The sequence below is a fragment of the Microbulbifer sp. ABE4_465 genome (assembly GCF_056160765.1).
The window spans coordinates 106397-131138 of sequence record NZ_JBSWXV010000007.1; the positions used below are offsets into that span (position 1 = coordinate 106397).

24 protein-coding genes and 1 pseudogene are annotated in these 24742 nt (G+C 55.0%); 12 read left to right on the forward strand and 13 right to left on the reverse strand.

Annotation, left to right across the window (positions count from 1 at the left end):
* The first annotated feature begins 60 nt into the window (after positions 1–60).
* Entirely contained in the window at positions 61–765 is a 705-nt protein-coding gene (locus tag ACXAG1_RS12450; protein ID WP_475090789.1) for a spermine/spermidine synthase domain-containing protein, read from the forward strand.
* 38 nt (positions 766–803) lie between these two features.
* Here ACXAG1_RS12450 and ACXAG1_RS12455 read toward each other — a convergent pair whose 3' ends face one another.
* Both ACXAG1_RS12455 and ACXAG1_RS12460 read right to left on the reverse strand, forming a co-directional pair.
* Entirely contained in the window at positions 804–1202 is a 399-nt protein-coding gene (locus tag ACXAG1_RS12455; protein ID WP_475090788.1) for a hypothetical protein, read from the reverse strand.
* A 39-nt stretch (positions 1203–1241) separates the two neighbouring features.
* Positions 1242–1565: pseudogene (locus ACXAG1_RS12460) on the reverse strand (integrase core domain-containing protein); the annotation flags it as partial.
* Positions 1566–1668: 103 nt separating this feature from the next.
* Between ACXAG1_RS12460 and ACXAG1_RS12465 the strand changes: the two are divergent.
* Together ACXAG1_RS12465 and ACXAG1_RS12470 are read left to right on the forward strand one after the other, a co-directional pair.
* Positions 1669–1914 carry a type II toxin-antitoxin system CcdA family antitoxin gene (locus tag ACXAG1_RS12465; RefSeq protein WP_475090786.1) on the forward strand — a complete coding sequence of 82 codons (246 nt, stop codon included), beginning with the start codon at positions 1669–1671 and terminating at the stop codon, positions 1912–1914.
* Positions 1914–2231, forward strand: coding sequence for a CcdB family protein (locus ACXAG1_RS12470; RefSeq protein WP_475090785.1), 318 nt, complete (start codon positions 1914–1916; stop codon positions 2229–2231). Before ACXAG1_RS12465 ends, ACXAG1_RS12470 begins: the two co-directional genes overlap by 1 nt.
* A 118-nt stretch (positions 2232–2349) precedes the next feature.
* Here the strand turns inward: ACXAG1_RS12470 and ACXAG1_RS12475 are convergent, their stop codons facing one another.
* The 9 genes from ACXAG1_RS12475 to ACXAG1_RS12515 form a co-directional block, all read right to left on the reverse strand.
* Positions 2350–3117: a hypothetical protein gene (locus ACXAG1_RS12475; RefSeq protein WP_475119869.1), complete on the reverse strand. Its 768-nt coding sequence runs from the start codon at positions 3115–3117 to the stop codon at positions 2350–2352.
* A gap of 125 nt (positions 3118–3242) precedes the next feature.
* Complete coding sequence (locus ACXAG1_RS12480; RefSeq protein WP_475119870.1) at positions 3243–3713, reverse strand: GNAT family N-acetyltransferase; 471 nt, start codon at positions 3711–3713, stop codon at positions 3243–3245.
* A gap of 133 nt (positions 3714–3846) precedes the next feature.
* Complete coding sequence (locus tag ACXAG1_RS12485) at positions 3847–4251, reverse strand: ABZJ_00895 family protein (protein ID WP_475092363.1); 405 nt, start codon at positions 4249–4251, stop codon at positions 3847–3849.
* A gap of 160 nt (positions 4252–4411) precedes the next feature.
* The gene (locus ACXAG1_RS12490) at positions 4412–4855 is read right to left on the reverse strand and encodes a hypothetical protein (RefSeq protein ID WP_475119871.1); all 444 of its coding nucleotides are present in this window, start codon (positions 4853–4855) and stop codon (positions 4412–4414) included.
* A gap of 121 nt (positions 4856–4976) precedes the next feature.
* Positions 4977–5408: a hypothetical protein gene (locus tag ACXAG1_RS12495; RefSeq protein ID WP_475119872.1), complete on the reverse strand. Its 432-nt coding sequence runs from the start codon at positions 5406–5408 to the stop codon at positions 4977–4979.
* A gap of 128 nt (positions 5409–5536) precedes the next feature.
* Positions 5537–5866, reverse strand: coding sequence for a hypothetical protein (locus ACXAG1_RS12500; RefSeq protein WP_475092254.1), 330 nt, complete (start codon positions 5864–5866; stop codon positions 5537–5539).
* Between the two features lie 152 nt (positions 5867–6018).
* On the reverse strand, positions 6019–6501 hold the full coding sequence (locus ACXAG1_RS12505; RefSeq protein WP_475119873.1) for a P-loop nucleotide/nucleoside kinase family protein: 483 nt from the start codon (positions 6499–6501) through the stop codon (positions 6019–6021).
* 251 nt (positions 6502–6752) lie between these two features.
* Complete coding sequence (locus ACXAG1_RS12510) at positions 6753–8060, reverse strand: type II toxin-antitoxin system HipA family toxin (RefSeq protein ID WP_475090780.1); 1308 nt, start codon at positions 8058–8060, stop codon at positions 6753–6755.
* On the reverse strand, positions 8060–8407 hold the full coding sequence (locus tag ACXAG1_RS12515) for a helix-turn-helix transcriptional regulator (protein ID WP_043320704.1): 348 nt from the start codon (positions 8405–8407) through the stop codon (positions 8060–8062). The genes ACXAG1_RS12510 and ACXAG1_RS12515 overlap by 1 nt, the downstream gene beginning before the upstream one ends.
* Before the next feature lie 306 nt (positions 8408–8713).
* Between ACXAG1_RS12515 and ACXAG1_RS12520 the strand changes: the two genes are divergently transcribed.
* From ACXAG1_RS12520 to ACXAG1_RS12560, 9 genes are all read left to right on the forward strand, one after another.
* The gene (locus ACXAG1_RS12520; RefSeq protein WP_475119874.1) at positions 8714–10285 is read left to right on the forward strand and encodes an MFS transporter; all 1572 of its coding nucleotides are present in this window, start codon (positions 8714–8716) and stop codon (positions 10283–10285) included.
* Positions 10286–10489: 204 nt separating this feature from the next.
* On the forward strand, positions 10490–12469 hold the full coding sequence (locus ACXAG1_RS12525; RefSeq protein WP_475119875.1) for an alpha/beta hydrolase family protein: 1980 nt from the start codon (positions 10490–10492) through the stop codon (positions 12467–12469).
* 65 nt (positions 12470–12534) lie between these two features.
* Positions 12535–13914 (forward strand): alanine/glycine:cation symporter family protein, encoded by a 1380-nt coding sequence (locus ACXAG1_RS12530; protein WP_475119876.1) that lies wholly within the window; start codon positions 12535–12537, stop codon positions 13912–13914.
* A gap of 177 nt (positions 13915–14091) precedes the next feature.
* Entirely contained in the window at positions 14092–16224 is a 2133-nt protein-coding gene (locus ACXAG1_RS12535) for a Vgb family protein (RefSeq protein WP_475119877.1), read from the forward strand.
* A 329-nt stretch (positions 16225–16553) separates the two neighbouring features.
* Positions 16554–17162: a bactofilin family protein gene (locus ACXAG1_RS12540; protein ID WP_475090772.1), complete on the forward strand. Its 609-nt coding sequence runs from the start codon at positions 16554–16556 to the stop codon at positions 17160–17162.
* An 81-nt stretch (positions 17163–17243) separates the two neighbouring features.
* Positions 17244–18455: a hypothetical protein gene (locus ACXAG1_RS12545; RefSeq protein WP_475090771.1), complete on the forward strand. Its 1212-nt coding sequence runs from the start codon at positions 17244–17246 to the stop codon at positions 18453–18455.
* Between the two features lie 73 nt (positions 18456–18528).
* Positions 18529–19905 carry a hypothetical protein gene (locus ACXAG1_RS12550; protein ID WP_475090769.1) on the forward strand — a complete coding sequence of 459 codons (1377 nt, stop codon included), beginning with the start codon at positions 18529–18531 and terminating at the stop codon, positions 19903–19905.
* Positions 19905–20648: an OmpA/MotB family protein gene (locus ACXAG1_RS12555; protein WP_475090767.1), complete on the forward strand. Its 744-nt coding sequence runs from the start codon at positions 19905–19907 to the stop codon at positions 20646–20648. The genes ACXAG1_RS12550 and ACXAG1_RS12555 overlap by 1 nt, the downstream gene beginning before the upstream one ends.
* On the forward strand, positions 20648–21775 hold the full coding sequence (locus ACXAG1_RS12560; protein ID WP_475119878.1) for a hypothetical protein: 1128 nt from the start codon (positions 20648–20650) through the stop codon (positions 21773–21775). The genes ACXAG1_RS12555 and ACXAG1_RS12560 overlap by 1 nt, the downstream gene beginning before the upstream one ends.
* Before the next feature lie 81 nt (positions 21776–21856).
* Here the strand turns inward: ACXAG1_RS12560 and ACXAG1_RS12565 are convergent, their stop codons facing one another.
* Together ACXAG1_RS12565 and ACXAG1_RS12570 are read right to left on the reverse strand one after the other, a co-directional pair.
* Entirely contained in the window at positions 21857–22477 is a 621-nt protein-coding gene (locus tag ACXAG1_RS12565) for a L,D-transpeptidase family protein (RefSeq protein ID WP_475090763.1), read from the reverse strand.
* A 545-nt stretch (positions 22478–23022) separates the two neighbouring features.
* Positions 23023–24678 (reverse strand): alpha-amylase family glycosyl hydrolase, encoded by a 1656-nt coding sequence (locus ACXAG1_RS12570; RefSeq protein WP_475090762.1) that lies wholly within the window; start codon positions 24676–24678, stop codon positions 23023–23025.
* Positions 24679–24742 lie beyond the last annotated feature (64 nt).

Consider the following 24742-nt stretch of genomic DNA (forward strand, 5'->3'; position numbering starts at 1 on the left):
TCACGAACCAACGTGTGCTAGAGTGCGCGCCGCTACCTCCCTCCCACAGCGAGCTCAACTATGAAACCCTGGATTCAACTCGGTACTGCAGAAATTCCCAATGATGGCGGTACGCTGACCTTACGCCAGCGCGACCAGGAGTTCTCCATCTCCCTGTCCGGCCCTCGTGGTGAGCTGATGAACAGTCGCAGGTTCCACAGTGAGCAGCAGCTATCTGTGTTGGGCTGCGCGCACCTGAAGAATCGCAAGAATACCCGGGTGCTGGTTGGTGGCATGGGGATGGGCTACACCTTGGCATCTGCACTGGAAGCCGTGCATGCGTCGGCACAAGTGATCGTCGCCGACCTTATCCCCGAGGTAGTAGAGTGGAACCGTGGGCCGCTTGGGGATTGTGCCGGACGCCCCCTGGACGATCGCCGGGTCAAGGAACATATCGGCGATGTGGGTGAGCTGCTCGTAGGGCTGCGTGAAGAGTATGATGCGGTACTGCTGGATGTGGACAACGGCCCGGAAGGCCTGACCCATAGCGACAATAACTGGTTGTACTCTGTCGAGGGCACCAGCAGTATTTATAGAAGCCTCAAACCGGGCGGTGTACTGGCGGTGTGGTCCGCATCGCCAGACCGGGTATATACCAGCCGGCTGAAAAAAGCAGGCTTTCAGGTGGAAGTGAAAACAGTGCGCGAGCGACCGGGGAAGGGCGCTCGCCATGCGATATTTCTCGCCCAAAGACCGGGTACAGAAAACAAGACTCGAGGCCGCTAATCTGCACTCGGTAGTTTATGAGAGTGACCCGACCCGGTCTACTCGACGCGGCGCCAAACCTCATATTCAACGCGCTCGCCATCTTTCCAGCGCTCGTTATACCAGTATTCATCTTCAACTCTGGTGGTAAACACAAATTTTGCACCAGATTGCTCGCCAAAAGAATTGAAGTGGAGTGTTTCCGTATATTTCCCATCGGCGACCTCATAAGTCCCGGTACCCGATGCCCAGAACTCGCCGCCTTTCATCGACGTAAAGCTAAAATGACGATCGCTGATGATCTTCAGCGCCTTAAAATCGAGATCCTGGTAATCGAGTAGAGTCCCCTTGTTGTCTACATAATTACCGGAAACCAACTCCCAGGCACCGGTAAGGTTATCGGCGCTTGCGAAGGTACTAATCAGGGAAAGTGCGACAGCTAAAACGTTTTTTTTCATATTAATCCTTATTGAAAGTATTTTAATGTGCCAAGGCTGTTATCTGCTGATTATCGAAATGGATTTTACCGGCATCCCATCATTTTTCTGATGGGGTCGTATTTGGCTGTAGTAGCCAATGATGCAACTCGTGATTCCCTGTTTAGCAGCAAGGAAGGATTTGTAGCCGGTTTCCGGCACCCACTCTGTTTTGAGGCTTCGGAAGAAGCGCTCCGTCGGAGCGTTGTCCCAGCAGTTTCCGTGGCGGCTTAGGCTCTGCGTCATTCTGTATCGCCACAGTTGCTGCCGGAACGCGAGGCTTGTTTACTGGCATCCCTGGTCGGAGTGGAACATGATGCCCTCCGGTTGTCCGCGCGATTCGTATAAATGCCACCGGACCTTGAGCCGCCCGCTAGTGGTTGATTTCCGACCAGAACCAGCCTAGTATGGAATGCGCACTATTATGCGCATAACTTGGAGCGCCACTATGACCACTCTTTTTGACGCAAATGCCCCCAAGAAGGCAACAAACCTCAGCATAAATAGTGACCTGCTGGTCAAGTCCAGGTCGATGCACATTAATTTATCCGCGACTTTGGAGCAAGCGCTAAGCCAGGAGCTCGCAAAGCGAGAGGCTCAAAAATGGAAAGATGAGCATAAAGCTGGAATTAAGGCCTACAACGAATTTGTTGAAGAACATGGTTGCTTCAGCGATGAGTTTAGGAATTTCTGATGCCGCAGTTCGACGTATATAAAAATCCCAGCAAGACAACTCAGAAGACTTTTCCCTTTATTCTGGATATTCAGCACGAGTACATTTCTGATATAGGAACAAGGATCGTGCTCCCTCTCGGCCGGTTGCAGTATTTTAAAAATGAAAATCTCGGGAAGCTTACCCCCGTGATTGAATACGAAGGTGACGAGCTAATCTTACTCACGCCACAGATTGCCTCCATGCCAACGAATAGACTAAGAAACCCAGTCGGTACACTCGAGCATTTTCGAACAGAAATATTAGCCGCTCTGGATTTTGCTATTACCGGCATTTAACGCCCAGCGCAGGCGCAGCCAGCGCGGAGCGCATTTTGTGTTAATGTTTGAGCGCCAGCGAGTAACACAAAAGGTGCGTAGCGTTGGCTGTCGCTCTGCCGCTGTTTGTTACATGCTTCTAGCACGGGACCACCGAGAATGCTGAACCGACAGCGTTGGCGATACCATTGATAATCTCAGTTGTGACCCTACCTTTGTTCAATACTACATCCATCAAAAGTGCAAAAATAACAGCTATATAAATTATGTAACCAAAACCCATATAGTCGTTGTACAAGATTGTATAGAACCAATCCTGGCCAAGAATGTAGATTAAAGAAGATACTGTGGTTGCCAGCACAAGCAATATTCCAGGCAAGAATAAATGCTTCATCGAACTTGGCTTTGCGAATGATACAGCCAGCAAAATTAAAAACATTATAAAATTTGAACCAAGGAATATTCTAAGATCAAGTTTCAGGTTACCTATAATCTCAAGATACTTCCCTTTAACTACAGAAGCCAAAGTATTCTCGGCAACTTTGATACTTTTAATTCGATCTACATAGCTGGAAGCTATTGACTTGGCTACCATCCTCTTCTTTTCGCAACCATAACCACACATGGAAGCGATTACGCTTGCAATTTTTTCGGGAAGTTCATCCTCTAAACTAGATTGAAGCTGCTCTCTTTCCAGCCCCAGCTTTTCAGCAGCTTTCAGTGCCGCCTCTGTCACTGATGATTCATTAAGTTTCTTCTGATTTTCACGAATTTCTTTTTCAATTTGGTACTTAACAAAACCTTTTGCTGAACTTTCAATTTTCTCCGGCGACAAAAACGTCCCAGAAAATAGGAAACTGAATAGAAGTACCCCAACGATCCCAATTGTTCTCAATGTAGAGCTCATATTTTTCTATGCATGTAACGCCCAGCGCAGGCGCAGCCAGCGCGGAGCGCCTTTTGTGTTAATGTTTGAGCGAAGCGAGTAACACAAAAGGCGCGTAGTGTTGGCTGTCGCTCTGCCGCTGTTTGTTAGGGCTCGGAGGCGAAGTTCCAAGCCATTTTCTTTAGCTCTGCTCCAGAGCTACAACCACCTTCCCCGAATTCTCTGAAGCCGATTTTTGTGTACAAGCTCAATGCTGCTTTGTTATTTGAAGCTACATTCAATATGACGGTAGTAAAACCTTGAGATCTCGCGTGACCGAGCAATTCCTTAACTAGGGTTGCGCCAATACCACTCTTTCTTTTCTCAGGTTTTACCCACATAGAAACCAGCTCGTACTCACCTGCAACATGAACACCGCCAACCAATCCGACATGCTCTTCCTCACTACGAGCAAGGAAAAACTTTAGCCCTCTTTCTCCCGAAGCGATTGACTTCCATTTTTCTTCCGAAATTTCTTTTGCTTCTTGATATGTGATACCAAATGCATCAGGTGAATCATGAAGCGAGTCTAGCCGAATACTCTTTAGAGATTCCCATTCATTTTCAGTTACGGGCACGATTCTCATGACTTTGGAGCCCTAACGTCCAGCGCAGGCGCAGCCAGCGTGGAGCGCTTTTTGTGTTAATTTCCGAGCGACAGCGAGTAACACAAAAAGTGCGTAGCGTTGGCTGTCGCTTTGCCGCTGCTTGTTAACTTTGCTCTAGTTCAGGGTACTTTTTAAGTATTGGCTTTTTAACGATGTAACTTACCACGACAAACAATAGTGCATGCAATGGAATAACAATTGCCATTCCGAGAAAAATGTAGTGAATTGGGGTGTCGCTTACTATCAATGCGGGAACACCCAATAAAAGGCTAGCTATCACATCTCCCAACAAAGCGGCAAATACTAACTTCCATCTTTCGCCACCTTCGACGATTCTTGAATTGGCGACAGAATACGAGTAGAAGCACCAAAAAGAGATACCCATTAATACCGGTGTATTCAGACTGCTAGCTTTCTCGACACCCAACAGACCCATAGTGACTCCTACTGCTGCCATGACTAACGTATAGGTGATAGTGAAACGTGAAAAAAAACTAAAAATGCTCATTATTATTCCTCAAAAGTTAACGCCGCGAGCAGCGGCAGATTACTTTGTGCGCTTTATTGCGCAAAATGGGAGCGAAGCGACCGCGCAATAAAGTGGACAAAGTAAGCTGTCCGGTGGAGGCCCGCAGGGCCGGAACGAATTGCCTCGCCTTGTTAACTCTTTACCTTGCCGCATGCTTTAACTCTGTTGTGTCGGAGTAAGCGGATTTAAAATTTCTTGCCAGCTCTGGTGATATACCAATCAGAATAGTGGCACTACTATCCCAGCAGCCAATTTCAAAAAGCGCCTCGTTTAGCTGCGGACCTGGATTCGAGCCATTCCAATAATCGGGGTTATCATAGATATAGGGGGCCTCTTTTACTTCAAACCTAGTTCCAACTGGAAAGGCAGAGAATACAGCCCAGATAAATTGGATGTCATTACTCTGAATCAAAGACTCAATTGCACTGCCGCTATGCCACCCTTCATCAATCGGATGCCCATTTGTTTCTAAATCACTGACGTACCAGTCGTAGTCAGCACATCGAATCCTTAGTGCGGAAAATACCTCCAGCATATTAGTGAAGTATTTTACTTGCTCGGTTTTCTCAAGAATCAGATTCATGTGCTTGTAGAGTTAACGCCTTGCACACTGGACCACGTGGAGCGGACCAAATTTATGGTAAAGTGAGCGCAGCGAGCCATAAATTTGAGCCGCGTAATGTGGGTCCACGTGCTGCAACTTGTTAGCAGTTGCCAAGCTGAGCCTCACCCGATTCAAAAACACCCACAATACAACCAAGATAAGGATCATTGGCATTTTCATTAAGTGCCCACTGCCAATCAACCACCTTGGTATTGGTTGGGAATAATAACTTAATCCCGCTTTCAAAAGTAAGCTCCAAACTCGAATCAGGCAATAGAGCCACACCAGTTATACTCTTACGGAGCGTAGATGAAAGCACTATGCTCTTAGCTACATCCTCTTTATCTACAGCTTCAGATGATGGATGATACACAGCAGGTAATTGTTTATTTATTTCTTCTTCATCTGGAGAAACCACATTGTGAGCTATGAGCCAAAAACCATCGAAATACAAATCAAAGGCATCTCCTACTCTGAATATAGAGTAGAAATTCCCAAGTAATTTTTCTTTCAAAACTTCAATTACACTCATAATTCTCTAGTGACTGCTAACGCCCAGCGCAGGCGCAGCCAGCGCGGAGCGCCTTTTGTGTTAATGTTTGAGCGACAGCGAGTAACACAAAAGGTGCGTAGCGTTGGCTGTCGCTCTGCCGCTGATTGTTATGTGTGGGCAGCGCTCCGGAGCTTAGCCACTCCCACAAGAATTCCACCAAATCCGATTACTATTGGCACTGCCAAAATAAAGGCCTGCTTTACGCTACTACCCACATACTCCATATCTGATATTGGGCTGATTGCAACCGCTACAGAATTCAGTGCCAAACAGACAATTGCCAAATTTAGCTGCCCGAACGCTCCTATAACTCCAGCAAGCATGATGAGCGCAAATGAAACCAATACCATAGGGGTGAATGGAGCAGAACTAGCGATAATACAGAAAATGGAGACAGGAATTATCAAAATCCATGAAAATATCTTTATCATTTTCACAATTTATGGCTCCACTGAGACGCTTTGCAAGTGCTGACACATAACGCCCAGCGCAGGCGCAGCCGGCGCGGAGCGCATTTTGTGTTAATGTTTGAGCGCCAGCGAGTAACACAAAAGGTGCGTAGCGTTGGCTGTCGCTCTGCCGCTGTTTGTTAAGCGTGGCCGCCACTGAGAACGATATTAAAGCCCTCACTCTCAGACGGCTCCTCAAAGTACTTTGAAACTTGATAAAACATTTCTTTGGTATCAGTGCGCTGCCTTTCCGGATTTTCCGCTCTTCTCTGAGCTATACGAGCCAAGCAAACGTCATCTGGCTGATCCAGATAAACTAGCTCATGCTTTGTACCGACTTCGGAATAGATATTTTTTAACCATTCTCGCTGACCGGTAGTATTTGCAGGAAAATCTAGCACTACTGTACCCCCGGAAGCTAGAATTCGCTGTGCAATATCTTTGACAATCGGCTTTATACGTTGTGCGTAATTTACGTAATCTCGCAGACTCGTAATCTCACCCGGATAAAGCGACTCAAGCCAATCATCTTCAGAAATTAAAACAGCATTCCTTTCTTCTGCAATTTGGGAAGCTTTTGTCGATTTACCTGCGCCCATTTTTCCACAAAAAAATACAAGCATTACCTTTCTCTACCAAGACTTACTACGCTTAACAGTTTTATTCAAAAGCCCCAGATATAGACATAATGTCTATATCTGGACATATATTGCCATATCTACCCATTATGCCTATATCTACCCATTTCGGTATATGTCTATATCTAGGCATATTTGGTTTCATACTACGATTTACCGCCTGGCTCGCACGACGGATATGGCGCCAGATGCCATTGGCGGGGGTGGCAAAGCGGCGTCTCATTCCTTGCGCGGGTCTACAGCTGTAAACGCAGATTGCTTTCGATTTCCTCGATCAGTGTTGTCGGCACTTCCTGCTCGGTGGCCAGGCGGCGCCAGTGGGAGACCTGCTCGGTTACTTTATCCACAACGCTGTCGATTTTCCGCTTGCTAAACAGTGGGCTGATGCTTTCCAGGCTGTAGATGTCTTTTCGGGTAAATCCGTCCCGTTTGCCGTTCAGGGTCATCCAGTGGCTGTTTACCCAGCGGCTGCCTGGTTTGTAGCTGTATGCGAGGTCGTAGGCGGGGGCCAGTTGCCAGGTTTTTCCCTTGAGCTGGAAGGCAAAGTTCTTTGCGTGGTCGTCGTGGTTGCGTGCGACGATATTGAAGACCAGGCGGTGCAGCAGCTGTTCTGCGTCTCTGGCGGTGAGTTTGAGCTGGCGGGCGATGCCGAAGAGTTCGGCGTAGGAGTAGGAGCCCGGTACCTTGTAATCTACATGGGCGATGCCGTTCAGGGTCTGGATATGGATTTTGTCATTGCCGTGGCGGTCAAAGCGCTCCGTTACAAAGTGTCTGCGGTTGCCCTCGTGCAGTAAATGGCAGGGCATCATGTCGATCCCGCAGCGGGTGGCCATCTGGTGATAGACGTATTCCATGGCGCCGAACCCCATGGGGTCACCGAAGGTTTCCTGATTCTTGTTGTGTTCGCTGACGCCATCAAACTTCATCAGATAGTGGGTGAACCCGGTGGGCACGTCTGTCTGGCCGGAGCGCACCTGGGTGAAGTCCTGGTTGAAGGCGAGTACGGCTTTGGGGCGGGCGCCGCCGGCGCTCATGCCAACGGAGAGCAGGGCGACCATGGCTTCCCGGTTCTCACCGTTCTTCTCCAGTTGAACCTGAAAACCGGCGCGGCTATCGAGCACTTCCTGGGCGATCGCGACCAGTTCGTCGATGGCGATATCCTGGGAGGCGTTGAGTTTTTTGATGCGTGTGGCCGGGCTGTATTCCAGGGCGCCCATACCGCGCGTGCCGGTGTATTGCAGCCGTTGCAGTGGGGTGATGTCCTGGGGTTGTTTGCCCTGGGCGGCCATCCAGGCGTTGAGTACGGCATTGCCGAAATCGTCCGGGAGAGAATCGGCTATCAGGCCGGGGAGGCCGCGGAAGGTTTCAAAGCGCAATTCCGGGAAGCGGTAGATGCGCCGCGCCAGGGGCATTTTAAGTGGTGAGAGTTCGATGCCGGTGTCGATAAACGCGGGGTCGTATTCGAAGGCGCCGAGGCCGCTGTCGGTATCGAAGCTGACGGCGCCGGCGGTCTCGCCCTGATATTCGACGTTGATGACTTCCATTACCATTCCGCTTCCTCCCGGGTGTCTTCTTCACCCCCTTCCTCTTTACCGCGTTGACCGGACGCCCGTTGGCGCTGTTTGCCCTGGAGCTTGGCCAGCTGGATGGGGGAGGGCGGCTGCGGAGGCAGGAAATTGTCCAGTTGCTGGGTGAGTTCCAGGGCCTGGAGAATGGCGACCAGAACCTCCAGCTGGGCTTTGCCTTTTTCCGCGTTGAGCACCGCTTTGCGACTGACGCCGGCGCGCTCGCCGACTTCCTGCTGGGTCAGGTCCAGGTTCAGGCGCGCCTGCTTGAGTCGCTGGCCCAGCGCCCCGGCGATGGCGGCGGGCGATCTGCTGGTGTAGTCCATTGGGTAGCCCTCAGGCTCGAAATCGTAGCGATTGTGGTTAAGGTACGCTTTATGGAACCTTAATGGGTTTGTTCAGCATTATGTGCCCATTTTAGGACCTTGTTAACATCTATTTAATGTGCAGGAATAGGGATTTTACCGGCACTTTAAGCATTAAAGTCCAAAAAAGGGATCTTTATGGTGATTGTGATGAATAGGTTGTGTGCCCGCGGGCCGATATTCTCCGCCCCCGCCGGGGAGGATGGCCCCAATTGCCCCTGCTGAGACAATCCCCGCATAACCATAAGTCAGTCAGCGGTGATCCCAATGTCTCAAAATCCATCCACGGCGGCGGTTGCCGGCGCCAAGCCTCAGTTGAGCTTCTGGCAGATCTGGAACATGTGTTTCGGGTTTCTCGGTATCCAGTTCGGTTTTGCCCTGCAGAACGCCAACGTCAGCCGAATTTTTCAGACCCTCGGGGCCGAAATCGACGATATTCCGGTGTTATGGGTGGCCGCACCGCTGACCGGTTTGCTGGTACAACCGCTGATCGGCTATTTCAGTGACCGCACCTGGACCGGCTTTGGCCGCCGCCGCCCGTTCCTGCTGGCCGGGGCCATTCTCTCTTCCATCGCCATCCTGTTTATGCCGCATTCGCCCACTTTGTGGATCGCTGCCGGCATGCTGTGGGTGATGGACGCCTCCATCAATGTGTCCATGGAGCCGTTCCGCGCACTGGTGGGCGATATGCTGCCACAGAAGCAGCGCTCCTTTGGTTACGCCTTGCAGAGCTTCTTTATTGGTGTGAGCTCGGTGGTGGCCTCGGCCATGCCGTGGATGCTGGCCAACTGGTTTGATGTTTCCAATACCGCGCCGGAGGGCGTGGTGCCGGATTCCGTGCGGATTTCCTTCTATGTCGGTGGTATCGGTTTCCTGCTGGCGGTGCTGTGGAGCGTATTCCGCACCCGTGAATACAGCCCGGAGCAGCAGGCTGCGTTTGAGGCGGCGGAATCGCCCGAGCTGCAGGAACAGACTCAGGAAGCCGAGCAGGATCACAGCGCCGGCTACCGCAAAATCGGTGGTGCCATGCTACTGGTGGGAGCCGCCTTTGCCGCGTTCGTCTGGCAACAGGGGCTGGATCAGCAGCTGTACATTCTCGCCGGACTGATTGCCGGCCTTGGTGTGATGCAGCTGCTGGCGCTGGTACTGCGCGCCAAGTCCGGTGGTGACAAGGGTATGCTGGAAGAGATCGTATCCAACCTCTACTCCATGCCCGATGCCATGAAGCGCCTGGCCTGGGTGCAGTTTTTCTCCTGGTTTGCGCTGTTTGCCATGTGGATCTACACCACCGCTGCGGTCACCAGTTTTCACTTCGGCACCAGCGAAGTGACCTCTCAGGCCTACAATGATGGCGCCGACTGGGTGGGTATTCTGTTCGCCACCTATAACGGTTTTGCCGCCCTCGCCGCACTGCTGATTCCGGTGATGGCCCGCACCCTTGGCATGCGTCTGTCCCACAGCCTGAACCTGGCCCTGGGTGGTCTTGGCCTGCTGTCTTTCCTGTTTATCCGCGACCCGCAGTGGCTGCTGCTGCCAATGCTGGGTGTGGGCTTTGCCTGGGCATCGATCCTGTCACTGCCCTACGCCATGCTCTCCACTCATGTGTCCACACGCAAGATGGGCGTGATGATGGGGATCTTCAACGGCTTTATCGTGATCCCACAACTGCTTGCCGCCAGCGTGCTGGGCTTTGTGCTGCGCACCTTCTTCGACAACGAAGCGATTTACGCGCTGGTTCTGGGCGGTGCCAGCTGGCTGCTGGCGGCGGTGTGTGCTCTGCGGGTCAGCGAGCCGAAAGCGGCCGAAACCGACGGTGGCCTGGCCCAGGCCGAGGGCTGAGTAACTGCTGAGTCCTCAACGTCTTCTTTGATATCGCTGATCGATGTCATCTTCCGTTTGCCCCGCTGGTCGGGGCTTTTTTGTGTCTGTCGTAAATTCAGGGTTGCGGCGGAATATCTGTCGGAAATACGGTAGGATCTGCAGCCTTTGCTGCGAGAAAGATACATTTTTCCGATAATAATTTTAAAAAAGGTGGGTCTGGTGATGATTTCCTGGTTGGTGCGATGCCACATTCTCAAGCCTGTGGTGGGCCTGATACTCTCTCTATTCCTTGTGTCCCCCGGGGTCGCGAAAACGAATGAACTGACCGCCAAAGACTATGGTGCCCTGCCAAAAGTCAGCATGCTGACGGTCTCCCCCAGCGGCGAACGCATTGCCTTCCGCATGACCGGGGAAAACGACTCTGATATCGCCATCGTGATGTCGCTTGCGGAAGGCAAGCGGTTGAACGCCGTGAACCTCTCTGAAATAACCCCGGAATCCATCTATTTCGCCAACGAGAACGAGCTCATTCTGGTGGCGTCGAATGTGCGCAAGCTGTGGGGGTTTCGCGGCAAGCTGGATTTGAGTACCGCTTACGCCTTTAACGTGGCAAATGGCGAGGTGCGTCAGCTGTTGACCCCGGGAGACGTGATCTATGCGGGGCAGACCGGGCTCGGCAGTATTGTGGGGCTCTCGCCCGATAACAAGTACGCCTATATGCCGGCGTATGTGCCCGACAGCAAGAATGATCAGAGCCCGCGCAAGTCACTGCTGCGGGTCGATCTGGATAGCCCGCGCTCTCCCCGGGTACATTTCAAGGGGCGCTCGTCCTCCTGGGATTTCTTCGTGGACAACAAGGGCGAGGTGATCGCACACGAGTTGTTCGATAACAAACGCAACCTGCACCGTATGCTCGCGCGCCACGGTGATGAATGGAAAGAGATTTACCGCGAGGAGACTTCGGTTCCGTCGATCAGTTTTATGGGACTGACCCCCGACCGCGAGTCACTGATCGCCATTGCGAATAATGGTGAAACCAATCGCAACGACTTTTACACCTTGTCACTGATCACTGGCGAATTCGCGAACCTGGGTTTCGGTCGGGATGATGCGGATGTGGAATACACCTACACCAGCCTGGATCGCCGAGTGTGGGGAGTGCGCTACTCCGGTTTTACCCCGAGTTACCGGTTCTTTGATCCGGCGCTGGATCAGCGGATGCAGGACATTCAGGCACAGTTTGCGGGACACTCGGTGTGGCTGCGTGACTGGAGCGCAGATTGGGAGCATCTGGTGGTGTACGTGGAGGGCTCGCAAGTGGCCGGGGATTACTACCTGTTCCCGAAAGAGGGCAGCCCGGTACTGCTGGCTTCCGCAAGGCCTCAGATCAGCAGTGAGCAGATTCATCCCATCGCGACCATGAATTTCAAAGCCCGCGATGGCATGGTGATTCCCACATTGCTTACCTTGCCGCGCACCAAAATGGACAACCTGAAAAACCTGCCCGCGGTGATTCTCCCCCACGGCGGCCCTGCCGCTTACGATCACGTCAGCTTTGACTGGTTGGCCCAGGCGCTGGCCAATCGGGGATATCTGGTTGTACAGCCGCAGTTCCGTGGTTCCACCGGTTTTGGTCTCGACCATCATCTGGCGGGTAACGGGGAGTGGGGCGCAAAAATGCAGGATGACGTCACCGACTCGCTGGATACGCTGGTGCGCAAGGGCATTGTTGACCCTCAGCGCGTATGTATTGCCGGGATGAGTTACGGCGGATATGCAGCGCTGGCGGGCGGCGCATTTACCCCTGAAAAGTACCGCTGTGTGGTATCGGTAAATGGCGTAAGTGATCTGGAGCGGATGCTACGGGATGAGCGGCGTGACAACGGTAGACATCACTGGGTCGTCAGTTACTGGGAAGAAAGCATGGCCCGTGGTGAAGTCGACAAAGACCGCTTGCGTGCCGTGTCTCCGGTGCGGTTTGCGGAAAACTTTCAGGCACCGGTCTTGCTGATTCACGGAGAGGACGATGTCGTGGTGCCGATACGGCAGTCTGAATACATGCACAAGCAGCTCAAACGCAAGAAAAAAGCCGTGGAGTTTCTCGAATTGAAAGACGAAACCCACCACCTCGTCACGGGCACCGCCCGCATGCAGACAGCAGACGCCATCGTCGCGTTTATCGATAAGCATCTGCAGCCTTGATTTGAGATTTATTGATGACTGGGTGAGGATAGCCGGTTTTCGCAACCGCTTTTGCTCACCTAATTATGTCCTTTCTCAATACTCTGGAATCCGCCCTCAATACCTTCGTTGCCTACGCTTGGGGCACGCCGCTACTGGTGCTGCTGGTGGGCGGCGGCCTGTTCCTGCTGATCAGCTCCCGGGCTCGCCCCTACCGTCATCTTGGCCACAGCATTGCCCTGCTGCGGGGGAAGTACGACAACCCCAATGATCCCGGCCAGGTACCTCATCGTCAGGCGCTGTCCACTGCACTCTCGGGCACACTGGGGCTCGGGAATATCGCCGGGGTGGCCATTGCCATCAGCACCGGCGGACCCGGGGCAATTTTCTGGATGTGGGTGACTGCGCTGGTGGGCGTCGCCACCAAGTTCTACACCGCGACGCTGTCGGTGATGTATCGCGGCCGCGACAGCAATGGGGAAATTCAGGGCGGCCCAATGTATGTGATCCGCGAAGGGCTGGGGAAGCGTTGGCAACCGCTGGCCTACCTGTTTGCCATTGCCGGCCTCGGCGGTCTGCTGCCTTCCTTTCAGTCCAATCAGACGGTGCAGTTGCTGCGGGTATCATTCGCCGAACCGCTGGGCTGGGTAAGTGCGGACAATGCATTTCTGTTTGATCTGGGGCTCGGTGTGCTGCTCGCCGCTGCGGCACTGGTGGTGATTGTTGGGCGCATCCAGCGCATCGGTCGGTTTGCGGTACGTATCGTGCCCGCTATGGTGATTTTCTATCTGTTGCTGACCCTCGGAGTCATTGGCTATTTCTGGCAGGAAATTCCCGGGGCTTTCGCGCTGATTTTTACCGATGCCTTTTCCGGTGAAGCCGTGGCCGGTGGCGTTCTTGGTACGGTGATCGCGACGGGAATCAGTCGCGGCGCCTTCTCCAATGAGGCGGGTATCGGTACCGAGTCCCTGGCCCACGGCGCGGCCAAGACCACCGAGCCGGTGCGCGAGGGTGTCGTGGCCATGGTCGGGCCGATCGTGGACACCCTGATTATCTGTACCTGTACCGCGCTGGTGATTCTGCTGACCGGTGTGTGGCAGCAGGGCGAGGGCATCGAGGGGGTATCGCTGACGGCAAATGCGTTTAGCAGTGTGTTTGGCGGCTGGGGTCCTGTACTGCTGTTGATCATGGTGGTGCCGCTGGCCTTTAGCACCATCGTTACCTTCTGGTACTACGGCATGAAGTGTTTCGTGTTCCTGTTTGGCGCGCGCTTTCAGGTGGTATACACGGTTATCTATCTGTTGCTGATCGTGCTTGGCGCGGTGCTGTCGCTGAATATCGTAAACAGTCTGATTATCGGTATGTACGCGGTAATGGCGATCCCCACCATGGTTTCCACCCTGTTGCTGTCCGGTCGGGTGAACCGGGCGGCGCACGATTATTTTGTGAAGACTCCGGGCGTCTGATTGCCCCGGTGCACGGGCACCCCTGTGCCATACTTTTTTCGGGAGACTCTGAAAGCCTGTGGTAACACCGGCCTGTTCAGAGGCTCCCATGGCTCGCGAGTGTGGGCGCAGGTATCCAGGAAGGATACATCCGGGAAGTAGAGGTGCCATAGCACCGGGTAGTAGGGATGCTCGACCATGGAAGTACGCGGTTTTCGCGGGCGCCACGCCTGCCTCTTTGTTGCAGTCATTGGGCTGTTTTTTTCGTTCGCATCCTTTGGGGCGCAGCCTGACAGGAGCCGAGACAGCTTTCGATATGGCTGGCTCCCCGCGCCTCCCGCTGCTGAAATTATTGAGGGTTCGGTCAAGAGCCAGCATTTTCCTCTGGCGGGCTACCGCGTTTCTCTCTACGCCAACTTCACCATTGCCGGTGGCTTCCAGCGCAAACTGGCAACGGCGGTGAGCAAACCCGATGGCGGCTTCCGCCTGCACTACCGGCTGCCCCCGGGACTTATCGCGACAATGCCGCCGGTACTGTTACTGGTTGCGGAAAAAGGTCTGGTGACCCTCGCGACAGTCGTGTCCGGTAATGAGGTGCCGCCACAGCTGGTGATCAACGAGCGCACTACCGTTGCTACGGCGACTGCCTTCGCGCAGTTTATTCGCGACCGTCATTTGCGCGGAAATCATGTGGGGATGCAGAACGCCGTGAAAATGGTGACAAATATGGCGGACCCGGCTTCCGGACGGGCATCCGATGTTTTGCGGCAGACCCCCAATGGCAGTGAAACCAGTACCTTTGCCACGTTTAACGCTCTGAGTAATGTGGTTGCCGCCTGCGTGGCCTCCAGCGAACACTGTGAACAATTATTTGCAGCCACTTCAGTGGCGGGCGCGCCCCCGGCGGAGAATGTTCTGCAGGCGCTGGCCAACCTGACCCGAAACCCGTCTTATCCCCTTTACCCGCAGGACAATGCGGACCCGATATACCTGCTGTCCCTGGCGGCGCCTTTATACCAGCCGGCGCTGGAGCAGCGTCCCACAAGCTGGCTGCTGTTTATCAAATTTACCGGTGGCAAGTACTCCGCACAGGATCGCTTCAACCTGATGAACGGGCCGGGAAATATCGCTTTTGATGCAGAAGGCAGTGCCTGGATTCTGAATAACTACATTCCCAAGGCCACCAATCAAAACGCCTGCGCAAGCCAGCGTCTGCTGCGTTTTTACCCCTGGGGCGAAACTTACGAGGGATCTCCCTATTACGGCGGTGGTCTGAGCGGTGCGGGCTTTGGCATAACCCTGGATCCGCGCGGCAACATATGGGTTGGGAATTTTGGCTTTGAATCGCCGGCCTGTGCCGACGGTACGGTACCCCCAGATCCAGAAAATAAAATTCCGGCCACCCACAACAGCGTTTCTCTGTTCCACAAAAGTGGTCGGCCCATTTCCCGCAGCAATGGCTTTACCCGGGGCAATATCTGGTGGCCTCAGGGGACAGTCTCGGACCGTGAGGGGAATATCTGGGTGGCCAATTGTGGCAATGACACGGTGACCATGATTCGTAGTGGCAACCCGCTACTGGCAAAAAATTTCCTGTTGCCCGGCGCCAATCCCGATCTGCAGCCCACCGAGTCGCCGTCCCTGAAGCCTTTTGCGATTGCCATCGATAAGCGCGGACGGGCCTGGATTACCGGCAACAAGGCCGAGCGCCTGTACCGTATTGATCAGCGCGGCAATGTGGAGGAAGTGAATACCGGTGGTGCCGAGCTGTCATGGCCCATGGGAATCTCCAGTGACAGCAAAGGGAATATGTGGATATCCAATTCCGATGCAGTGAATGTGCCCTGTGTGGACCCGCTCGATCCCCAGGGGGGCGGTAACCCATCCATTGTATTTATGCCCGCGGATGGTGGGGCACCGGTACAGGTGTTTGGCAGGGGTGGGTTGAGTATTCCCTGGGGTAACGCGGTGGATGGCAGTGATAGCCTGTGGGTGTTCAATTTCGGTCACACCCCATTTGAGGATGTACAGGCAGATACGGTTTGGCCGGACACCGGCGTGTCGCGTTTTTGTGGGGCTGGCGAGTGCCCGCCCGGAATGTCAGTCGGTGACCCAATCTCCCCGGATACCGGCTACACCAGTGATGCCCTGGAGCGCATTACCGGGGGCGGTATCGACCCATCCGGAAATCTCTGGTTACTGAACAACTGGAAGAAGATCGGTCCCTTCGTATACGACACCAATCCCGGCAGTAATAGTTTCGTCATTGTTCCCGGTGCGGCGACGCCGGTAAAAACGCCCCTTATTGGTGTGCCGCGCCACTTTCCTTAGCCGTAGTCGGGAATAATTTGTATTCAATGAAAAGGTGGTCCTGTAGAAATCTGTGCGATTTTTCGCTGAATCAACCGCAATTTAAACAGTTCGGCAATTGACCTATTGCACTCTTTTTGGCCAGTGGCGAGTGCTTTTTATACGCGGTATGAAAAAGGTTTCACTGCCATCTGCATTTGGCGCCTAATTTTGTGTGAGGGGTTTCACAAACTTGGAGCGCGGTTTGATTTTTGTCTCAACGGCTATGGGAACCAGTGAAGAAAAGCGCTACAAACGTTGTTTACCTAAAAACATAAACATTTCTCTACGGTTACAACTTAGGTGGCAATATGGCGAATCCGCTCGATCCAAAACCAGATGCGAATCTGGATTCCAACTCTTTTCTTTCCGGCATGAACGAAAATGGTGCGAGCGAACGTCCGTTCGCGGATAAGCTCGAATCCACGATGGCGAAGGATCGCTCGGTTATCGGCAAAAATATCAAGTTCCGCGGCGAACTGATCGGCACCGAAGACCTGCATATTGAAGGTACCATCGAAGGTACCGTGATTATGGAAGGCCACGACCTGTCCATCGGTCGCGAAGGTGAAATCAACGCGAATATCCACGCGCAGAACATTGTCATCAACGGCACCCTCACCGGCGATGCGCTGGCAGACGAGCTGATCGAGATCCGCAATACCGCTGTAGTGAAGGGCAACCTGACTGCCCCGCGTATTCAGCTGGACGACGGCGGTAAGTTCCGCGGCTCCATGGATATGGTCGACACCGACGACGAGATGAAAGCCCGTCACTCCGAGTTCAAAGACAAACTGGTTCACCCGAATCTGCCGCCGAAAGACGAAGCGCCGAGCAAGCCCGCCGCGAAAAAATCTTTCGCACCGGCTAAAGACGCTGCCAAGGATTCGGCCAAGGACGCGGAGCTGGCTGGCAGCTGATCCTCCGCTGCAACGCCGCATCCCCCCGTGCGGCGTTGCCTTCTTTCTCCCGGCTCACGCCCCGAATTCCTGCGATAGACAATGCAACACCGCTCTTTTGGCCTCGCTGCGTTAACGACCGAGATGGTCAAAAGCGGGGACCGAATACTCGACCTCGGGCCTCTCTCGTCCGGTACCACTCAGGCTTTTCTCGGCCTTAACTGCCAGTGTCATATCGAAGACCTGGTGGAATACCTCGCAGACAACCAACACGCCAGTGACCCACTGCAGGCGCTGGAAGATCACCTGATCCCCAAGCCGGAAAAACTCAAGTTTGATGTGATCCTGTGCTGGGACCTGCTGAATTTTCTCGAGCTGGATGTTATCCGCCACCTGATCCGTCTGCTGGAGCCGCATCTGAAGCCGGGTACGATTCTGCACACCATGCGTTATACCGGGCGCAACCAACCGCATAAACCCCGGCGCTTCCGCCTGCTGGATAATTTCTGCTTTGAATATGTGGACGATCCCAGCTACCCGGAGGTCGCGTCCAAGGGTCACTCTACCGTCACGCTATTGAAATGTATGGACCGTTTCAGCCTGTTCAATTCCCTGATGAAGCGGGAGGGTATGGACCAGAATGTCACCGAGCATTTTCTCGAGTACGACAGCACCACGTCGCGCAATCAGGTACGCAGCGGTGGCGCCTCCGATGTAAGCGCCTATTTTCGCCAGGTGCGCGACGATGAGCGGCTGGAGTTTGCCGGTGTGCGCAAGGCATTGAGTGCGTTGCCCGCGGCGGCCACGGTGCTGGATTGCGGGCGTAAAAACGGGCGCAATATCGATGCGCTGAAAAAGAAGGTCGGTTCGCTGTATGTGGAAGATCTGCACGCGTCCCTCACCTGGCGCAAGAAGATGCACGGCGAGACCAGCGGCTTCAGTGAATCCATGTTCAGTTTTGATCCCGGCACCCGGCTGGATGGGGTATTCCTGTGGGATCTGCTGAATTTCTGCAGCCCGGAACAGATTGCGGCGCTCGGTGAATTACTGGCGGGGCGCATGACCTCCGGTGGCCAGCTGCATTTTCTGGTGTACAAATCCAGCCAGCAGCCGCAGCGCCCGGCGATGTTTGAGCTGTTGGAAGATGAAAAGGTCGCGGTTACCGGAATCTCCGAAAGTCGCAGCGAACGCAGCCTCGGCAATACCGCCGATCTGATGCGCCTGCTGCCCGGCTATCGCCTGTTCAGTCACCACTTGGGACGGCTGCCATCGGGGGATTCGGTGCAGGAGTTTGTGTTGCAGCTCAAAGCCTAGTCGCCACCGCATGCTGGAAACAGAAAGAACATTAAAAAATTAAACCGAGAAGATTTCACACGAGATTGCTTCCATGTCTGAATTTTTGCGCTCTGTCTTTGTTGCCCTGAGCCCGGATGCGGTGACCGAGGGTTTCCTTTCCCTGATGCTGGTGCTGTTTGCGCTGGCGCTGGTGTGCCGGTTTCTGCGCCGCGCCGCTGAGTTTGTCGAACAGGCGCCGGGCCTGCTTACCTCCCTCGGTATCCTCGGCACTTTTACCGGGGTCATCATCGGCCTGTTCGAATTCAGTCTGGGAGATATTGATCAGAGTATTGCCAACCTGCTGGATGGTTTGAAAACTGCCTTTATTACCAGCGTGTGCGGCATCGGCCTGTCCATCGTCCTGCGCGCACTGACCCGTTTTATTCCCATGCCCGGCGACCATGCGCCGGAAACCGAACTGTCGGATATTCACATGGCGTTGCAGCAGCTGCAGGGCGCCCTGGTGGAAGGGCAGGAGCGTCAGCTCAAGCAGAGCGAAACCCAGCTGGCGAATTTTTCCGAGCAGATGTCCAGCGCGCTGGTCGCGCAAATGGAGCAGGTGGTAACCCGTTTCAACGAGCGTGTGGAAAGTCAGTTTGGTGAGAACATGACCCGCTTTGGGGAAAACTTTGCCCAGTTTGACCGCATGGTGGAAACCCTCACTCGCGAATACAAAGCGCACGAGGAGCGGGTGGAATACTGGTCCGAGCATTGCGATACCGCGGTGATGGGGCTGGTGCAGGTGGCGCGGGATCTGCAACAGATCCATCAGCAACTGGCGGAAGTGCCGCAATTCTTTGAAGGTATGCAGGGGGTTAACGATCAGGCCCGCGCGCAGATGCAGGCATTGAATGAACAGCTGGAGCGCTACCGCGGTGTGAGTGTGCAAATGCAGGAAGTACTGCCGCACCTGGGCGAGCGCATCGATCAGTTTGTGCAGGGTATCGATGTGGTGCAGCAGGTGATGACCAGCGACATGAAGCAATCACTGGTAAGTATTGCCAAGCAGAGCGAGCTGCTGGGCGCGCAGATCGCGGCGGTGTCCGGCGCCTTCGAAAAAATGTCCAGCCTGGATGCGGATTTTATCCAGGGGTTGGTGCAGGAGTCAGTGACTACCCACCGCAATGGTATGCAGGAACTGGCGCTGCAGCAGGCGCGTACCCACAAGGAAATGGTGGATGCCCTCAGTCACGTGATCCGCAAAAGCATGGGCGATGCAGAAAACTCTATCGGCAAGCAGTACCAGCTGGTGGAGCGCAAGATGGAAGAGGAAGTGGAAGGTGTTATCGCGGCCATGGGCCAGGCGCTGGCGACCATCAGCGGCCAGTTCACCCGGGACTACCGTCAACTGGTTGCGCAGATGCAGCGTCTCACCGCCACCGCCCAGTCTTCCCGGTCCTCCGAGCGCGCCCGTGAGGAAATCGCCTGATGAACTCGAGGTCCGGGTTTTCCCGTTCCGGCAAATTGGGCGTGGGCAAAGCCCGCTCCGCGCGCACTGACAGCGACGCCTCCTGGATCAGTGTTTCTGACCTGATGGCGGGCCTGATGATGGTCTTCCTGTGCATTGCCGTAGCAATGATGCGCTCGGTGATGATCGAGCGGGAAAAGATCCGCACCATCGCCATGTCTTACAAAGAAAACCAGCTGGCCATCTACGAGTCCCTGCAGAGCGAATTCGCCCCGGATCTGGCGCGCTGGGGTGCCACCATTGACCGCGATACCCTCACAGTCGCGTTCAATAACTCCGATGCCATGTTCGATACCGGGGAGGCAGCACTCAGCGATAGCTATCAGGTGGTATTCGAGGAGTTCTTTCCCCGCTATATGAACGTGCTGGCTCCATACAAGGCTTCGGTGGAAGCGGTACGGATTGAGGGCCATACCAGCACCGGCTGGGGCCAGACCAGCGACCGCAATGCCAGCTACTTCAACAACCTGCGCCTGTCGCAGGATCGCGCGCGCTCGGTACTGCGCTATGTATATACCCTGAACGAAGTAACCACTCACCACGCCTGGATGATGCAGAATGTGGCGGCGGTCGGATATTCTTCCTCGCGACCGATTTACAATGCCGATGGCAGTGAGAATATCGAACAATCCAAGCGAGTGGCCTTCCGCGTGATTACCAATTCCGAAACCAAGATTCACAGTATCCTCGAGGAGTCTTTCTGATGGGCCGCTGGAGCCGCCACCTGGAAGCGCTTACCCAGGCCATCTCCGGAATGGGGACGCCGTCCGCTCCCCAGCAGGACGGTGATATCGAGCTTGAGGAGCGGCCCGAGGTGCTGGAGCCATCTGCAGACCCGTCCGAGGACCTGGGTCAGCAGGGTGTCGATGAAAGTACTTTGGAGCGCGCCCTGATCAAGGGTATGGAAGTGGCGCTCGGAGATCTTGAGCAGACCGAACACGGTTGGGTGTACCGGGGCCACCCGGTAATGGTGTTCGCGGTGGATGTGACTGCCGTGGAAGACCGCGAGGTGCGCCGCGAGTTTTTTCAACGGGTCCATCTGGCCAGCTGTTGCGGTGCGCTGGAGGATGCGCAGCAGACTGTCTGGATCGGTACCGCGCGTGAGGCGCTGGCGGCCCCAGGCCTGGAGGAAGCCCCTCACGCCTGTGAATACTGTCTGGCCAAGGTGAATCATCGCGGCTATCGCGGCCTGGGTCCGCGGGACCGCAGTCGCGTAGCCGCGAACTTCAGTTTTCACTGGCACGTCAGCCAGTATGCGCAGGAATTCTTTCCCGGAAGGAGCGCACATTTCTGGGCCCCGGGCAAAATACCGCAGCCATTGCACCGTGCGGAAAATGAAGTATCTGACAGCGGAACCTGCGGGCTGTGTGAGTGGCAGGTGCCTGCCGGGCAGGGTTGGTTTATACCCATCGAGCGGGGCGCATCCTTGGGGCTGTCCATGGACAGTTGTGTTCTCTGTGCCCAGCAGCAGGCCATGGGGGTACTGACGTTACCGGATGCGAGTGCGCTGGAAGCGAGTCACTCCCGCCACAGCGCGAAACGGCAAACACTACCTGCCGAGGCAGCGGGGGATAGTGCTGAAGACAGCGAACGGGATTGGTCGAGTGTGCGCCGCCAGTTACCCCTGTCCTGGCATCCGCTGTGTGAACAGCTTGAGCGGAAGTTGTCTGCCCCCGTATTGTTCCACCGCTTTACCGGTTACGAAGGTATCGCCGTGCTGGCGTGGCCAGAGCATCGCCGGGGCATTGTTGCCAGTGAGGACGATCGCGCACTGCTGCCGGAGGGTTGGGATTTCTGGACACTGCGCAGTGTGCTGGGCAGTCTCGGTTAGGCAGCTATCGGCAATTAAAAAGGGCAGCGTTCGCTGCCCTTTTTTTGACTGGCTATTTACCATTTGTTCGCCGGTGAAGTGTTACTGGCGAATGGTTACCTTGGTGCCCATGGGGGAATTTTCGTAGAAAATTTTCGCCATATGCCAGGGCAGACGGATACAGCCGTGGGATTCGGGACGGCCGGTTACCTTACCCGCGTGCATGCCCACCGCACCGTTGACCCGCATAAAGAAGTCCATGGAGGCTCCGCGGAATACGGTGCCCGCAGGCCGTTTGTCACGGCGTACATCCACACTCGCTTTGCGCACGTAGCCGGCGCGGTCCACGTAATGTCCGAACAGGTTTGAACGGTGATCAATATCTTTTTCCGATACCCGGAAGCTGCCCGTCGGAGTGCGGTAGCCGGCGATACCCGTCGCTACCGGTGAGATACCGGCGAGCTGGCTGCCCTTGTAGAAGTACGCCCGTTGTTCACTGATATCGATAATGATGTGCGGTGCACCACCAACGACATCCCGGCGCCACCAGGCACTGCCATCGGTCATGGATCTGTGTTGCTGGTAGGGGTAGGGGTAGTCACCGGCTTGTGCCACCGGCGCAAAAACCGCAGACACGGCCAGTACCAAACTGGTGCCGATGGCGATTTTTTTGAATACCCGCTGGAAGGAATTGAACGTGACGGAAGTGAAAGAGCCTTGCATGCGTACCTCATCTGCTCTCGCGAGCAATTTGCAGGTCGGCGTCTTCGTGTTCGCTCGTGTGATTCGGGTAATCCGTGGGTGCCCTTTTTCGGCACGAACGAAGCCCTGCACCAGCGTGCACTAACTTGACCTGTGAATTTCCCCAAAGCGGTGAGCCGGTGTGTCCCGGATTGGCCGCGGGATGAGCCTGCCCGTCAGCACTGCTGGAGCGCAGTCCTCTGGGCAAGTGAGAGGCATGGTAGGGTCTGGGTTTGGCGCCTTTTACATTTAAATGGAATGACCGCGGGCGGCGATAGATGATTTCCGACGTGTGGGCGTGAGGCAAAAAAAAGCCGGCTGATGAGCCGGCTTCAAACCAATCCAGAAAATCTGGAAAGCGTGCTTTGACGAGAGAGCAACTAATTGACGATCTTATTGAGAGGTAACCTTTTGAGTGCCGGCACTGCCAGCGGTTCGATACAGGTGCGCAAGGGCGCGCCAATTTCTCAATAAAGTCCGAATTTTGTGATGTTTTATACCTGTTCGTTGGTGGTGACTGCCGCGGGTTACTTGCGGAAAAAGACCCGCGCGCCAGCCACCGGTAATTTAACCGTATCGCCATCTACGGTGCCTGCAAACCAGCTGGGGGTCATGTCTTCGCTGCCGGCAAACTCCGCCGGCAGGGTAAATTCGGCGGCCTCATGGCCCAGGTTCAGCACCACGAAGTAGCCTTCACTTTCACCGTCACCGCGCTCAAAGACCAGCAGGTCATCGCCGCTGTCCAGAATTTTCTGGCTGGCGGTGGCCAGTGACGGCGACAGTGCGGCGTGCCATTTCAGCAGATCGCGGAAGCGGTTCAGCATGGCGTACTGGTCGTCTTCCTGAACCGAAGCGGCCAGGTGGTAGTGTTCCTCCGCAACCGGCAGCCACGGCTTCACCTTGGAGAAGCCCGCGTTGATCTCACCGCCGTTGAACCAGGGCATGGGGGTACGGCAGCCATCGCGGCCCTTGAATTCCGGCCACAGGTTGATGCCGTAGGGGTCCTGCAAATCTTCGAAAGCCACTTCCGCTTCCGGCAGGCCCAGCTCTTCACCCTGGTACATGCACACACTGCCGCGCAGCATCAGTTGCATCAGGAAGAACAGCGGCGCGCGGGCGCGGGCGGCTTCCGGGTCGAAGCCCTTGTTCCAGCGAGTGAAAGAGCGCGGCACATCGTGGTTGGAGATGGACCAGCAGGGCCAGCCTTCCTCGATCACCTGGCGGTTTTTCTCCAGGGTGTCACGCAGGAACTGCGCGCTGCAGTCTTCCGACAGCAGGTCGAAGGAGTAGGCCATGTGCAGGCGGTTTTCCGTGGTGTACTCGGCCATGATCTTGTGGGTGTTGTCGTCGCCCACTTCGCCCACGGTGGTGGTGCCCGGGTACTGGTCCATCAGTTCCCGCACCCGTTGCAGAAACACCAGGTTCTCCGGCTGGGATTTGTCGTGAATGTGCCACTGGTACTCGTAACTGTTCACCGGCGGCAGACCGTTCTTGTCCAGCTTCACCGGACGCGCTGGATTGCTTTCCAGGGAGCGGTTGTGGAACGCGTGATTGATGGCGTCCAGGCGGAAACCGTCGACCCCGCGGTCGAGCCAGAATTTCAGGTCTGCCAGCAATTGCTCCTGAACTTCCGGGTTGTGCAGGTTCAGGTCCGGCTGCTCTTTCAGGAAGTTGGTCAGGTAGTACTGGCGGCGGCGGGTGCACCAGCGCCAGGCGCTGCCGCCGAAGTTGGACATCCAGTTGTTCGGCGCGCTGCCGTCTTCGTTGGCATCCGCCCACACGTACCAGTCCGCCTTGGCATTGTCGCGGCTCGCGCGGCTCTCCTCGAACCAGGGGTGCTGGTCGGAGGTGTGGCTCAGGATCTGGTCGATAATGACTTTCAGGCCCAGGGCGTGAGATTTCTCGATAACCTGGTCGAAGTCGTCAAGATTGCCGAAGATCGGGTCCACATCGCGATAATCGGATACGTCGTAGCCGAAATCCGCCATCGGCGATTTGAAGAAAGGGGAGATCCAGATGGCGTCCACGCCGAGTGATTTCACATAGTCCAGCTTCTGGCAGATACCCTGAAGGTCGCCGATGCCGTCGCCGTTCGCGTCGCAGAAGCTGCGGGGGTAGATCTGGTAGATAACGCTGTTGCGCCACCATTCCCCGTTTGGATTTCCGTTGTGAATACCGCTCATACCGTGAGTCCGTTTTGAAAGCTTTTTATGGATAGCTATTAGCTTAGGGTCAGTATGGCGGCGC

Bases quoted from the DNA above. Each gene is read 5' to 3' on its own strand.
- ACXAG1_RS12495 (WP_475119872.1), bottom strand. From the start codon at position 5,408: ATGAGTGTAATTGAAGTTTTGAAAGAAAAATTACTTGGGAATTTCTAC.
- ACXAG1_RS12525 (WP_475119875.1), top strand. From the start codon at position 10,490: ATGATTTCCTGGTTGGTGCGATGCCACATTCTCAAGCCTGTGGTGGGC.
- ACXAG1_RS12485 (WP_475092363.1), bottom strand. From the start codon at position 4,251: ATGAGCATTTTTAGTTTTTTTTCACGTTTCACTATCACCTATACGTTA.
- ACXAG1_RS12515 (WP_043320704.1), bottom strand. From the start codon at position 8,407: ATGGACTACACCAGCAGATCGCCCGCCGCCATCGCCGGGGCGCTGGGC.
- ACXAG1_RS12520 (WP_475119874.1), top strand. From the start codon at position 8,714: ATGTCTCAAAATCCATCCACGGCGGCGGTTGCCGGCGCCAAGCCTCAG.
- ACXAG1_RS12565 (WP_475090763.1), bottom strand. From the start codon at position 22,477: ATGCAAGGCTCTTTCACTTCCGTCACGTTCAATTCCTTCCAGCGGGTA.
- ACXAG1_RS12560 (WP_475119878.1), top strand. From the start codon at position 20,648: ATGGGCCGCTGGAGCCGCCACCTGGAAGCGCTTACCCAGGCCATCTCC.
- ACXAG1_RS12465 (WP_475090786.1), top strand. From the start codon at position 1,669: ATGACCACTCTTTTTGACGCAAATGCCCCCAAGAAGGCAACAAACCTC.
- ACXAG1_RS12450 (WP_475090789.1), top strand. From the start codon at position 61: ATGAAACCCTGGATTCAACTCGGTACTGCAGAAATTCCCAATGATGGC.
- ACXAG1_RS12505 (WP_475119873.1), bottom strand. From the start codon at position 6,501: ATGCTTGTATTTTTTTGTGGAAAAATGGGCGCAGGTAAATCGACAAAA.
- ACXAG1_RS12535 (WP_475119877.1), top strand. From the start codon at position 14,092: ATGGAAGTACGCGGTTTTCGCGGGCGCCACGCCTGCCTCTTTGTTGCA.
- ACXAG1_RS12470 (WP_475090785.1), top strand. From the start codon at position 1,914: ATGCCGCAGTTCGACGTATATAAAAATCCCAGCAAGACAACTCAGAAG.
- ACXAG1_RS12510 (WP_475090780.1), bottom strand. From the start codon at position 8,060: ATGGAAGTCATCAACGTCGAATATCAGGGCGAGACCGCCGGCGCCGTC.
- ACXAG1_RS12530 (WP_475119876.1), top strand. From the start codon at position 12,535: ATGTCCTTTCTCAATACTCTGGAATCCGCCCTCAATACCTTCGTTGCC.
- ACXAG1_RS12550 (WP_475090769.1), top strand. From the start codon at position 18,529: ATGTCTGAATTTTTGCGCTCTGTCTTTGTTGCCCTGAGCCCGGATGCG.
- ACXAG1_RS12540 (WP_475090772.1), top strand. From the start codon at position 16,554: ATGGCGAATCCGCTCGATCCAAAACCAGATGCGAATCTGGATTCCAAC.
- ACXAG1_RS12570 (WP_475090762.1), bottom strand. From the start codon at position 24,678: ATGAGCGGTATTCACAACGGAAATCCAAACGGGGAATGGTGGCGCAAC.
- ACXAG1_RS12555 (WP_475090767.1), top strand. From the start codon at position 19,905: ATGAACTCGAGGTCCGGGTTTTCCCGTTCCGGCAAATTGGGCGTGGGC.
- ACXAG1_RS12490 (WP_475119871.1), bottom strand. From the start codon at position 4,855: ATGAATCTGATTCTTGAGAAAACCGAGCAAGTAAAATACTTCACTAAT.
- ACXAG1_RS12545 (WP_475090771.1), top strand. From the start codon at position 17,244: ATGCAACACCGCTCTTTTGGCCTCGCTGCGTTAACGACCGAGATGGTC.
- ACXAG1_RS12475 (WP_475119869.1), bottom strand. From the start codon at position 3,117: ATGAGCTCTACATTGAGAACAATTGGGATCGTTGGGGTACTTCTATTC.
- ACXAG1_RS12455 (WP_475090788.1), bottom strand. From the start codon at position 1,202: ATGAAAAAAAACGTTTTAGCTGTCGCACTTTCCCTGATTAGTACCTTC.